Source organism: Salinibacillus aidingensis, assembly GCF_055393355.1.
Genome location: NZ_AP043759.1, coordinates 1,123,394 through 1,136,496 on the forward strand (window position 1 = coordinate 1,123,394; position 13,103 = coordinate 1,136,496).

Genomic DNA, 13,103 nt, shown 5'->3' on the forward strand with positions numbered 1-13,103 from the left:
GTGACAGGCACCAGAAGGAGCGATCTTATGTCTAAAAAAACGATTTATTTCTTATGTACAGGAAATTCTTGCAGGAGTCAGATGGCTGAAGGCTGGGCGAAAAAGCATTTGGGGGATGATTGGCAGGTAAAAAGTGCGGGCATTGAAGCTCACGGACTGAATCCCAATGCGGTCAAAGCTATGGAGGAAGCAGGAATCGATATTTCTGATCAAAAATCAGAAACCATTGATCTCGAGCTCTTAAACAACGCGGATATGGTGGTTACGCTATGCGGAGATGCCAATGACCGCTGTCCGACTACACCTTCCCATGTGAAACGGGAGCATTGGGGCTTTGATGATCCGGCTAAGGCTGAAGGTACTGATGGGGAGAAATGGCAGGTTTTTCAGCGTGTCAGAGATGAAATTGGAGAACGTATTAAACGTTTTTCCGTGACAGGTGAATAATTAGAAGATTACAGCTGATCATTGTTGAATGATCAGCCCTTTTATTTTGAATTGTTTCTGGATTTTGTTAACAATGAAAATATAAACTAATTTCAGTGGAAAAAATCAAAATTTGCCGAATGAGGAGTAATTCAATGATTACCTTTCAAAATGTAAGTAAGACTTACGCGGACGGAACGCATGCCGTAGAGAATATTGAGCTCAGTATTAAAGAGGGCGAGTTTTTCGTTATTATCGGCCCCAGCGGTTCAGGTAAGACGACAACCCTCAAAATGATCAATCGACTAATCCCATTAACTGAAGGAACCATATACATTCAGGGGAAAAGAATCAGTGATTATGATATTCACGAACTAAGGTGGAATATTGGCTATGTTCTGCAGCAAATTGCCCTGTTTCCACATATGACGATTGGTGAAAATATAGCTGTTGTTCCTGAGCTGAAAAAATGGGATGAGGATAAAATTTCGCAGCGCATAGAGGAACTGATGCAAATGGTCGGTCTCGATCCAGCCATTTATCGAAATCGTAAGCCAGGAGAATTATCAGGAGGTGAACAGCAGAGAGTCGGAGTGATCCGGGCACTGGCTGCTGATCCTGATTTCATTTTAATGGATGAACCCTTTAGTGCGCTTGATCCGATTACGAGAGAAAAGCTGCAGGATGATATCCTAAACGTTCAGCAAAACATTAAGAAAACCGTTGTGTTTGTCACTCATGATATGCAGGAGGCCTTACAGCTTGGTGACCGGATTTGTGTTATGCGTGATGGAAAAGTTGAACAGGTGGGATCACCGGACGAACTCTTACATAATCCTGCCAATGAGTTTATCGAAAGCTTTGTGGGGACGAATAGTCCTTTTGAAAATCAGAAAGTAGACCTTGAGAACCTGATTACCCCTGCATCTGAACAGAAGCAGGAAATCAAATATACATTACCTGCAAAAGCAACCCTTCAGCAGATTTTTGACGGTTTATCCAGGGTGGATCATCTGCATGTAGAAAAAGATAAGCAGGTGATTGGTACCGTGAATCGCCGGCAAATCTTCGGCTATCTGGCAAATCAAGGCAAGGAAAGAAGGCAGCAGTATGGAACCATGGATTGATGTTTTTCAGAAAAGACAAGGAGAGCTTTTTAGTGCATTTATTGAACATATCCAAATTTCTTTTATTTCCTTATTTTTTGCGGTCATCATTGCGGTACCGCTTGGTGTCTACTTAACACGTAAAGAACGAATAGCGGAATCAATTATTGGGGTAACGGCTGTCCTTCAGACGATTCCTTCCCTGGCTTTACTAGGCTTACTTATCCCGCTTGTAGGGATTGGGAAATTTCCTGCAATCATTGCCCTTGTAGCCTATGCCCTGCTGCCGATATTGCGAAATACATACACAGGCATAAAAGACATTGATCCATCCCTTCTTGAAGCTGCAACTGCGATGGGCATGAATTCAGTGAAAAAGCTGCGAAAGGTTGAGCTTCCTCTGGCGATGCCTGTAATCATGGCGGGAATCCGTACAGGAATGGTGCTCATTGTAGGAACTGCCACCCTGGCCGCTTTAATTGGTGCAGGCGGGTTAGGTGATATTATTCTGCTTGGAATTGACCGGAATGATTCTTATCTTATTGTTTTAGGGGCTATTCCAGCAGCTCTTTTAGCTATTTTATTTGATGTGTTATTGCGGAAAATGGAGAAGCTTTCTTTTCGTAACATTTTCAGGACAACCGGTGCGCTGGTGATCATTGCTGCATTGTTCATTGCGACGCCTTCTTTACTGAAAGATGATCAGGAAACTATTGTTATCGGTGGCAAACTGGGAGCAGAGCCGGAGATTTTAATTAACATGTATAAACAGCTGATTGAAGAAGAAACAGATCTGCGTGTGGAGCTTGAACCTGGCTTAGGCAAGACCTCTTTTGTTTTCAATGCCTTAAAGACAGGAGAAATCGATATTTATCCGGAATTTACCGGAACAGCGATTGTACAGTTTCTCAACGAACAGGCCGTCAGTAGAGATGAGCAGGAAGTGTATGAGCAGGCGAAAAAGGGTTTGAAGGAACAGTTTAATATGGTGTTCCTGGAACCTATGGCTTATAACAATACCTATGCATTAGCGATGCCTAAAAAAATTGCGGAAAATCAAGGCGTACAGACCATATCAGATTTGGAGCCCATAGTGGAGGAAATGACCGCAGGATTTACCCTCGAGTTTAATGATCGAGAGGATGGTTACAAAGGGATACAAGATTTATACGGAATAAACTTTGGTGAAGTCATCACTATGGAGCCACAGCTTCGTTACAATGCCATAGAGTCCGGTGATATCCAATTAGTCGATGCCTATTCTACAGACAGTGAAATCCGTCAATATCATTTAAGAGTGTTGGAAGATGATAAAAATCTGTTTCCGCCTTATCAGGGAGCCCCATTACTCCGGGCAGAAACGATTGACAAGTATCCCGAAATTAAAACCGCATTAAATCAGCTTGGTGGAAACATCACGGATGACCAGATGCGGGAAATGAATTATCGTTTAAATGTTGAAGGCTTAAGTGCTGAAGAGGTGGCACGGGAATTCTTAGAGAGAGAAGGATTGTTAGGAAAATGATACGCAAAAACATTACGGGCCTTTGATGACAAATGGACAGGATTGCCCTATTTCAGCAAGAATTAAACACGAACCCTTCATCAAAATATGGTAGAATAAAGAAAAAAGGGAGCAATAGCGCTCTCTTTTTCTAGTGAATTCCAAAAATACGGCCCATAAAAAATAAAGAAGATGATACTAACAGGAGGATCAGACATGTACAAGGAACCCATCTTTTTAAAACCCGTTTTTCAGGAACGCATCTGGGGCGGGCAAAAATTAAGGACAGAATATGGCTATCAAATTCCAAGTGAACAGACAGGAGAAGCCTGGGTGATTTCTGCTCATCCAAATGGCCCAAGCATTATTCAAAATGGTCCATTGCAGGGACACACTCTAAAGGAAGCTTGGGAAAATCACGCAGAGTTATTTAATAAACGCTCCAGCAGACATGAGGCCTATCCATTATTAGTGAAAATTTTAGATGCTAATGCTGACTTATCTGTTCAGGTCCACCCGGATGACAGCTATGCCCGGGAAGTGGAAGGGGAGCCCTATGGCAAAACAGAGTGCTGGTATGTTCTGAGTGCTGAAGAGAATAGTGAAATTATTTTTGGGCATCATGCCAAAACCCGTGAGCAATTGGAGCAGATGATGGATCAAGGGGAGTGGAACGATTTACTGCAGCGTGTGAAAGTGAAACAGGGAGATTTTATCTATGTTCCAAGCGGGACCCTTCATGCCATCGGAAAGGGAATCGTTATTTTGGAAACCCAGCAAAGCTCTGACATTACGTATCGTGTGTATGATTATGATCGCACGGATGATCAGGGAAATAAACGGGAGCTTCATTTAGACAGAGCCAAACAGGTAACAAAGGTTCCTCATAAACCCGTGGACTTTAGCCGGGACAAAAGGGTCGTTGATGATTTAACCATCACCAGTCTTGCAGAGGCTCAGTACTTTGCCGTTTCTCATTGGCACCTGAATGGCCGCACGATGCAAAAGCTGGACAAAGACTTTCTGCAGGTAAGTGTCATCGAGGGAAATGCGGAAATAACGGTCGAAGGAAAGACCTATGAAGCCAATAAAGGCACACATTTTATTCTGCCTTATGGGATTGAGGAGTATGAATTAACTGGTAATGCAGAACTTATCGTTTCCTGGACGTAACAGAATATCATCGTAAATGGCTTGTCCTTGGATACAGGGCTGTGAATACCTATGTCAAAACCTTTGGAGGGGAGAGTTTTGCATATTGATACCCAATCATTAAATGATGAATGGAAGCTTTATAAATTGGTGAATGACCATGGTATGGAAGTGCATGTTTTAAACTTTGGCGGAATCATTAAAAAAATTCTGGTTCCGGATAAAGAAGGTAAGTTTGAAAATGTGGTCTTAGGCTATCAGGATATTGAGCAATATGAGCATAATTCAACTTTTTCAGGTGCAATGATTGGCCCTGTAGCCGGAAGAATTAAAGGGGCTTCCTTTCAACTCAATGGACATACATATCATTTGGAAGCCAATAACGGGAGCCATCATCTTCATGGGGGATCCAGCGGTTTTCACAGTCTGATATGGAAGGCTCAGCCCTTTGAAACTGCAGATGAGGCTGGTGTCCATCTCTTTCATGTACGTGAAGATGGGGATGGAGGTTATCCGGGTCAGGTAAAGGCAGAGGTAACGTATACCTTAACGAACGACAACGAGCTGATTCTCAATTACAAGGCGGTTACGGATCAACTGACACCTATTGCCTTGACCAATCACTCCTACTTTAACCTGAGTGGAAATGCAAAGGACACCATTCATGATCATCAGGTCACCATTCAAAGTCACAGATTCGTGGAGCTTGATAAGGAATTAATTCCGACCGGAAGAATACTTAAGGTGGAAAATACCCCCTTTGATTTTTGCAGAGGTCGATATTTGAGGGATGGAATCCATAGTAACCATGAGCAGAATAGAATCGCAGGGAACGGCTATGACCATTATTTTCTGTTTGATGAGAGTGAGCCAATCAAAGTAGTCATGAAAGATCCACGCAGCGGTCGTATTCTGTCAGTTAAATCGGATGAGCCAGGAATGATCATGTATACGGGCAATCACCTACCGGAAGGGCTGAAGTTAGCGGAAGGAACGATGAAAAAGTATTCAGGTGTCTGCTTTGAAACCCAAAGCTCACCTGCATCATTACATGAAAAAGGGTTTCCAAGTGTTTTTTTAAAGCCTGAAGAAACCTATCAAAAACGAACGGTTTTTCAGTTCGATACTGAGAAATAAAGAGACCGGGACATAACTAATTCGCTTTGTCATAAACCGAAAGAAGGGATAGCTTAGCAAAGTATATTTCCTTAGCGGCGGTTCCTGCACCTAACATAATTCCGATTTATTTTAGCGAAAACACTTTTGTCCCAGTCTCTTTTCTTTAAGAATTTTTATGTTCTTCTTCCTGTGCACCCCACCAGGATACATTTTTCAATCCTGGTATATTTGAAACATGGAATTGCGGATCTTTTCCTGCTTTCTTCTGTTTTATATAGTCATTTAACACGGCCATCGCAATTTTGCCTAATAGCAGAATAGCAATCAAGTTTACAACAGCCATCATAGCCATAAATAAGTCTGCCATATTCCAGACAATATCAATGGAGGCTCTGGAACCGAGGAACACCATAGCTAATACAGCAAATCGATAAATGTTCCGAAAAGGACCGGCAGTTTTCATGAAGTCGATATTGGTTTCGCCATAGTAATAATTTCCAATAAGTGAACTAAAGGCGAATAAGAAAATGGTAAGGGCGATGAAAATGGTTGCCCAGTTTCCGATTTGCGCACTAAAGGCTACCTGTGTTAACTGTATGCCATCCTCCGTTACACTCGCAAAGTCTTCATAAAGCAGAATGATAAAGGCTGTGAAGCTGCAGATGACGATCGTATCAAAAAAGACGGCCAGGGATTGAACCAGTCCCTGTTTTGCGGGATGACTTACGCCGGCTGTAGCCGCTGCATTAGGCGCACTCCCCATACCGGCTTCGTTGGAGAAAAGCCCCCGCTTAATTCCCTGCATAAGGGCAATACCCATTCCCCCACCGACAAACTGTTCGATGCCAAACGCATGCTGAAAGATCATCGTGAAAATTCTCGGGATTTCCGAAATATTCATTAATACGACGATAAAGGATACAGCAATATAAATCACCGCCATAATCGGGACAATGGTTCCTGATACAATGGCAATTCGCTTAATACCTCCAAATATGATGAAACCTGCCAGAACCACTAATATGATTCCAGTCCATGTACGGTCGATATTAAAGGCCTGTTCGACAGCCATAGAAATGGTGTTGGCCTGAACGGCGTTAAAAATCAGACCAAACGTGATGGTGATAAGAATAGAAAATAAAACAGCCATCCATTTTTGACCCAGTGCCCGTTCAATGTAATAAGCCGGCCCTCCATGAAATCCATCTTCATCCGGAACTTTATAAACCTGAGCAAGCGTGCTTTCAATAAAAGCAGTTGCCATACCGATTAAAGCAACCCCCCACATCCAGAACACAGCTCCAGGTCCACCAATGGCAACAGCCAATGCCACACCAGCTAAGTTTCCTGTTCCTACACGGGATGCAATACTTATACTAAAAGCCTGAAATGCGTTTATCCCTCGTTTTCCACTTTGTTCTACAGCTTCTTCTCCTATTACCCCAAACATGTTTTTAAAGAGGCGAAATTGGACAAAACGACTGCGAAACGTGAAATAAATTCCTGCGCCAATTAATAAATAAATAAGAATATAATCCCAGAAAATCGTATTCCCCAAATCGATAATACTGCTTAATATATTTTCTAACGTTTCCATCCTGGTGTACTCCTTTCCACTTTACCTTTATAAGTTTACGTATGAATTCGTATGAACGGTTATGACATCATGTATTGCACAGGTGCTGAAGGGTGTAAAACTGGAGAAAGATGGGTGTTAATATGTAACAGAATGCTCCAATTATATCGAAAATCAAAGGACTTGTATATTTTAAAGTAATGAAAATGTTCAGTGTCAAGAGAGTATACCTTAAGTGATAGCCTTTGCAGGTACGCAGGTTTCCATACTTTAAAGGGTTAGGTGTTATCTGTCTGTTTAAATATCAAAAAAATCAAAATTTTGTATGAAGGGTTGTTTTTGTCAATCAGCATGCTATACTGTACCTATCAATTCAATAAGCTTTTCATATAAATGCAGGAATACGGCCTGCAAGTCTCTACCGATTTACCGTAAATAAATCGACTATGGAAAGCAGGGAACGGAAAAACGTGTAGCAATCAGGTTTTTTATAACCTTAATGAGCTGAAACTGTCCGATTTCCTTGTTTTCATATGTCGATGAAACAAGGGAGTCGGGCAGTTTTTTCATTAATTACTAATTCAGGGTTGGGCTTGAAAATTGAATATGGGGTTTTTCATATAATCGCGGGAATATGGCCTGCAAGTTTCTACCGATCTACCGTAAATAGATCGACTATGAAAAGCAATGGGACGGTAAGGATACCAATATATCCTTACCTGTACAATTTGAGTTGATTGAATGACTCGAAATGATTGCTTCTTCATGGATTTGGTGGAGATCGTCATTTCGAGTTTTTTTCTTAGTAAGGAGGATTCATATGAGGCGATTACAGGAAAGAATTTTGCGTGATGGAAGGGTTTTGTCCAGTACGGTATTGAAAGTTGACTCATTTTTAAATCATCAGATTGATCCGGAACTCATGAAAGAAATGGGAGAGACTTTTGCTCATCGATTTAGGGAGAAGGGGATTACCAAGGTTGTGACGTTGGAGTCTTCAGGGATTGCTCCTGCAGCGATGACAGCCCTGGAGCTTGGTGTTCCTGCTGTATTTGCCAGAAAAAGAAAATCTCTGACACTGGCAGATGATCTGTATTCAGCGGAGGTTTATTCGTATACGAAACAGGAGAGAAATCAAATTTCCATATCCAGGGACTTCCTTTCCTCAGGAGATCAGGTTTTACTCATTGATGATTTCTTAGCGAATGGTCAGGCTGTGCTTGGGCTAAGTGAGATTGTAAAGCAGGCGGATGCCACCCTTGCCGGAGTTGGTATTGTCATTGAAAAAGGATTTCAGGATGGAGGACGCATGCTGAGAGAAAAAGGCATACATATTGAATCTTTAGCTATTATTGATTCTTTATCCGATCAGAAAATACGATTTCAGAAGGAGGATGTAACGGTATGAAAACGGCAGCGTTAAGTTTCCAGCATCTATTGGCGATGTACTCAGGGGCGATTTTAGTTCCACTCATAGTCGGAGAGGCTTTAGGATTAACATCGGAGCAGCTGACTTATTTAGTGGCTATCGATATACTAATGTGCGGGGTTGCTACCATTTTACAAGTGTTAAATAATCGTATTTTTGGAATTGGTCTTCCTGTAGTGCTTGGATGTACGTTTACGGCAGTAGGTCCGATGATTGCTATTGGAGGTCAATATGGTGTTTCTGCTGTATATGGGGCCATTCTTGCTTCAGGGGCCATCGTTGTTTTTATTAGCGGGTTCTTTGGAAAGTTAGTTCGTTTTTTTCCGCCGGTTGTAACAGGAACGGTAGTCACGATTATAGGTCTTACTTTAATTCCCACAGCCATAAATAATATGGGCGGTGGAGAAGGAGCAAGTGATTTTGGCTCCATTTCCAATATTTCTCTAGCATTCGGCACCTTGATCTTTATTGTTCTGTTGTACCGTTTTACAAAGGGATTTATCCGGTCTATCTCAATTTTATTAGGGTTAGGAGCAGGTACGCTGGCAGGAATCGTAATGGGAAAGGTCGATTTTTCTGCCGTAGGAGAGGCATCTGTTTTTCATATGGTTGAGCCATTTTATTTCGGAACCCCGACATTTCAGTGGTCAGCGATTTTAACCATGGTACTGGTCGCCATTGTTTCCCTGGTTGAATCCACAGGGGTATACTTTGCCTTAAGTGATATGACAGATCAAAAGTTAACGGAAAAGGATTTATCAAAAGGATACCGGGCTGAAGGGCTGGCAATCCTATTAGGCGGGATTTTCAACGCCTTTCCTTATACGGCTTTTTCTCAGAATGTAGGATTAATGCAAATGACAGGGGTTAAATCGAGAAAAGTTATTCTTTTAACTGGAATTATGCTGGTTACGCTTGGTTTTGTACCGAAAATTGCAGCTATAACTACGATTATTCCTACCTCTGTGTTAGGTGGCGCCATGGTTGCCATGTTCGGTATGGTTATTTCCCAGGGAATTAAAATGCTGAGCCGGGTCATCCCTGATTCCCCTGAAAACTCTATGATTGTTGCCTGTTCAGTTGGAATGGGATTAGGCGTTACTGTTGTACCTGAATTGTTTTCTCAACTGCCGCAAAGCATTCAGATTTTAACAAGCAATGGAATCGTGGCTGGCAGTGTGACGGCTATTATTCTGAACATATTGTTTAACATGCTGCCTTCCAGGAAATCCTCCAAGGTAATCACCGAACAGGAAGCACAATCAGCATAAGGAACTGATCATTCAGCAGGTTTATACCTGAACACTCATTCATAAAGAAATCGTCTGGATCTCCAGGCGATTTTGTGTTTGTGCAGAGAAATAGGTTATTCTATGGATAGTAAATCAGACGGATAAGTCCAGTTCAAGCATATTTATGAAGGCTTAAAACGTTTCGCTTCGTCAATGTTTTACAGGCAGCCTAAAGGACATTCAAGTCACGCTTCTTTGGTTGGATGTTCTTCATGAATGGTTTTTGATCCATACACCGTACGAATGACGCCTAAGTTATGTTATAGTAACGTTAGAAAAAAGGTAAAGTAGGTGTAATGGATGCTGTTTTCATTGATACAATCAGATGATGTCTGGATTCTCTGGGCCTTTTTAGCCGGCTGGGCAGCTGTGAGTATTTATCTTGAGCAGAAATATGCCTGGGCATCGAAGGTATCAGGTGCCATTATCGCTCTTGTGGGTGCTATGCTTTTAGCCAATTTAAATGTCATTCCGATTGAATCACCGGTTTATGACACCGTCTGGAATTATGTTGTTCCTCTGGCGATACCACTCCTTCTGTTTCAGTCGAACTTGTTACGGATATGGAAAGAGAGCAGAAGACTTTTATTTATGTTTTTCCTTAGTGCAATTGGAACGGTTGCAGGGGCAGTCATCGGCTTTTTCTTATTAAAGGATTTTATCCCGGCTCTGGACGAAATTGCCGGAATGATGACAGGTTCTTATATAGGAGGAAGTGTGAATCTGGCCGCATTATCGGCAAAATTTGATACTCCGTCAGAGCTTATTTCATCGGCCGTTGTTGCCGATAATATGATGATGGCTCTCTATTTCCTTGTATTAATGGTCATTCCGGCGTTGAAGTTTTTCAGGAAGCATTTTAAAACGCCTCACGTAAATGAAGTAGAAGAATGGAGTGGCAATGAAGAGGGGAATCTGGCTGCCGCCTATTGGAAAGGAAAAGAGATTTCGTTACAGGATATTGGAATTGCTGTCGGGACTGCATTTACGTTAGTTGCCATCTCGTTCACATTAGCCGATTGGTTTGCAGGTGTGATTCCAGCAGGTGAACAGGAATCTTTTCTATTTAATGCTTTAAATGGATTATTCGGGGATCCTTACTTAATGCTAACGACCATTACTGTACTGGCGGTCACCGTTTTCTCCGGATTTTTTGAAAAAATTAACGGAGCTCAGGAAATCGGCACTTATTTAATTTATATATTCTTTGTCGTCATCGGTGTACCGGCTTCCCTGCCACTTATTCTGCAAAATGCACCGCTGTTATTTGTATTGGTGTTCATTATGGTTGGCCTGAATATGATCATCTCTTTTGCTCTAGGGAAGATGTTTAAGTTTAACCTGGAGGATGTGATTGTTGCCAGTAATGCCAACATTGGCGGTCCGACAACCGCAGCAGCGATGGCCATTTCCAAAGGCTGGAGTAAGCTGGTGGCACCTATATTGATTGTAGGTACTCTCGGTTATATTATTGGAAATTATATCGGCTCGGTGATTGGCTTTTGGTTTAGCACCTTTTAATAGAATGTTTAACAGAGCGTGGAGAGCAGGGAACTGCTTATCACGCTCTCTTTATTTGAGACTGTTTACAATTGGAATCCTCGTTGAAAAGGGATTTTTGTAACGAAGCCATCCATATAACGAATGGTTCCTGTCCATTCGACAATACCTAAGCTTTTTAGAACTTGATTATACGCTGGAACTAAAATAAACTAAAATTACAGAATATTCAGCAAGTAATGTCCTCAAAATGGTTTGAAGGAGTGTATTGTTCTTGAGGTTAAATACGAATGTCAATGAGGGATTAAGTCAAATGCTGGAGAGGGCAAGGCGAAACACATTAGGAGACTTACTTGCGCGTACGAGAGAGAGGATGCCGGATAAGTTTGCTTTAGCGTATCGGGATCAGCGCTTAAATTACGAGGAAATGGATGATCTGGTTAATCAGACGGCCCGTGCTTTTTTAGAGGACGGGATGAAAAAAGGGGATATGATTACCGTCATGTCCAGAAACAGCCTCGATTTTGTGATTGCTAATTTTGCTTTGGCCCGCATTGGTGCGGTCATGATTCCGATTAACTATATGCTGACAACGGACGATGTCGCGTATATTCTTGATCATGCCGGGGTTAGCGGTTTTATTGCTTCCGAGGAATATGCTCCTGTTTTAGACCAGTCAGCGGGATACCTGGAAATTAAATTTCGTTATTTAATGGATGTTCCTGAATCAAGCGAAATTTCAACACAGCTATCAGGATGGACACCTCTTTCCACAGCACGAAAGGACCAGTCGGCAGAATTTATTGATGAAAATATTGAGGATGACGATCTTGCTCATGTCCTTTATACGAGCGGTACAGAATCCCGGCCAAAAGGGGTAATGCTGACACATAAAAGTCTTATAAGTGAATATGTCAGCTGCATTGTTGACGGAGACATGGCTGAACAGGATGTTTTTGTCCATGCTTTGCCTCTTTATCATAGTGCCCAGCTTCATTGCTTCCTGGGACCAAGTATTTATCTTGGGGCAAGTGGCATTATTCTGGACGGAGCCAATCCTGAGGTCATGCTTGAGACGGTTGAAAAAGAGGGGGCTACACAGTTATTCTGCCCGCCAACTGTCTGGATTGCTCTCCTTCGTCACCCTGATTTTGATAGCCGGGATTTATCCTCTTTGGAAAAATGCTATTATGGAGCTGCGATTATGCCACGGGAAGTACTTAAAGAGCTTTCAGAGCGTCTCCCTAAAGCGCGGTTCTGGAATTTTTACGGCCAGACAGAGGTAGCTCCCCTTGCAACGGCGCTTCAACCGGAAGATCAGCTTCGTAAATTAGGCTCAGCAGGAAAACCAAGCCTTAATATGCAAACTAAAATCGTTGATGATAATGATGAAGAAGTACCAAGGGGAGAGATGGGTGAAATTGTCCATCGAACCCCACACGCCATGAAAGGCTACCTTTACGATCCGGAGAAAACGGCAGAAGCCTTTAAAAATGGCTGGTTTCACAGTGGTGATTTAGGAGTAATGGATGAGGACGGGTACATAACCATTGTGGATCGGAAAAAGGATATGATTAAAACCGGTGGCGTCAATGTGTCGAGCCGGGAAGTTGAAGAAGCGATTTATCAGATGGATGGCATTTCCGAAGTGGCTGTGATCGGAATTTCAGATGCATATTGGATTGAAGCTGTCACAGCTGTTATTGTACCAAAGTATAATGCCGACGTAACTGAGGAGAACGTCATCGAATTCTGTAAAGATCATTTATCTGCATTTAAAGTTCCGAAGCATGTAGCATTTAAAGAAGAACTACCGAAAAATCCGAGTGGAAAAGTTCTGAAGCGAACTTTAAGGGAGGAATTCGAACACTTAAGCAGGAAGTAAAAAACGATAAATGTTAATACAAAATCCCGTATCACTTTTATATAAGTGGTACGGGATTTTTCGTTCGTTCATTAGGAATCCTTTTCGACTTAACATTGATCATGGAAGAAAAAC

Annotated in this window: 10 protein-coding genes and 2 riboswitches; of the genes, 9 read left to right on the forward strand and 1 reads right to left on the reverse strand. The window is 42.0% G+C overall.

From position 1 onward, the window contains the following. Window positions 1-27: 27 nt before the first annotated feature. The 5 genes from arsC (at window position 28) to ACZ5OK_RS06200 (ending at window position 5,325) form a co-directional block, all read left to right on the forward strand. A complete protein-coding gene (gene arsC, locus ACZ5OK_RS06180; RefSeq protein ID WP_343840211.1) occupies window positions 28-447 on the forward strand; it encodes an arsenate reductase (thioredoxin) in 420 nt (139 codons plus the stop codon). A 134-nt stretch (window positions 448-581) separates the two neighbouring features. Then, entirely contained in the window at window positions 582-1,553 is a 972-nt protein-coding gene (locus ACZ5OK_RS06185) for an ABC transporter ATP-binding protein (protein ID WP_343840214.1), read from the forward strand. Then, window positions 1,537-3,057 (forward strand): osmoprotectant update ABC transporter permease/substrate-binding subunit OpuFB, encoded by a 1,521-nt coding sequence (gene opuFB / locus ACZ5OK_RS06190; RefSeq protein WP_343840217.1) that lies wholly within the window; start codon window positions 1,537-1,539, stop codon window positions 3,055-3,057. The genes ACZ5OK_RS06185 and opuFB overlap by 17 nt, the downstream gene beginning before the upstream one ends. A gap of 195 nt (window positions 3,058-3,252) precedes the next feature. Beyond that, window positions 3,253-4,209 (forward strand): mannose-6-phosphate isomerase, class I, encoded by a 957-nt coding sequence (gene manA / locus ACZ5OK_RS06195; protein ID WP_343840220.1) that lies wholly within the window; start codon window positions 3,253-3,255, stop codon window positions 4,207-4,209. Window positions 4,210-4,287: 78 nt separating this feature from the next. Next, window positions 4,288-5,325 (forward strand): aldose epimerase family protein, encoded by a 1,038-nt coding sequence (locus ACZ5OK_RS06200; RefSeq protein ID WP_343840222.1) that lies wholly within the window; start codon window positions 4,288-4,290, stop codon window positions 5,323-5,325. A gap of 145 nt (window positions 5,326-5,470) precedes the next feature. Here the strand turns inward: ACZ5OK_RS06200 and ACZ5OK_RS06205 are convergent, their stop codons facing one another. After that, window positions 5,471-6,904 (reverse strand): alanine/glycine:cation symporter family protein, encoded by a 1,434-nt coding sequence (locus ACZ5OK_RS06205; RefSeq protein WP_343840225.1) that lies wholly within the window; start codon window positions 6,902-6,904, stop codon window positions 5,471-5,473. A gap of 344 nt (window positions 6,905-7,248) precedes the next feature. Further along, window positions 7,249-7,350, forward strand: a riboswitch (purine riboswitch). A gap of 129 nt (window positions 7,351-7,479) precedes the next feature. Continuing rightward, a riboswitch (purine riboswitch) is annotated at window positions 7,480-7,581 on the forward strand. 122 nt (window positions 7,582-7,703) lie between these two features. Between ACZ5OK_RS06205 and ACZ5OK_RS06210 the strand changes: the two genes are divergently transcribed. The 4 genes from ACZ5OK_RS06210 (at window position 7,704) to ACZ5OK_RS06225 (ending at window position 12,989) form a co-directional block, all read left to right on the forward strand. Beyond that, window positions 7,704-8,291, forward strand: a complete 588-nt coding sequence (locus ACZ5OK_RS06210) for a xanthine phosphoribosyltransferase (RefSeq protein ID WP_343840228.1) — start codon at window positions 7,704-7,706, stop codon at window positions 8,289-8,291. Then, entirely contained in the window at window positions 8,288-9,583 is a 1,296-nt protein-coding gene (locus tag ACZ5OK_RS06215) for a nucleobase:cation symporter-2 family protein (protein WP_343840231.1), read from the forward strand. Before ACZ5OK_RS06210 ends, ACZ5OK_RS06215 begins: the two co-directional genes overlap by 4 nt. Window positions 9,584-9,904: 321 nt before the next feature. Then, window positions 9,905-11,125: a DUF819 family protein gene (locus ACZ5OK_RS06220; RefSeq protein WP_343840235.1), complete on the forward strand. Its 1,221-nt coding sequence runs from the start codon at window positions 9,905-9,907 to the stop codon at window positions 11,123-11,125. Window positions 11,126-11,417: 292 nt separating this feature from the next. Next, the gene (locus tag ACZ5OK_RS06225) at window positions 11,418-12,989 is read left to right on the forward strand and encodes an acyl-CoA synthetase (protein ID WP_343840343.1); all 1,572 of its coding nucleotides are present in this window, start codon (window positions 11,418-11,420) and stop codon (window positions 12,987-12,989) included. The last annotated feature ends 114 nt before the right edge of the window (window positions 12,990-13,103 follow it).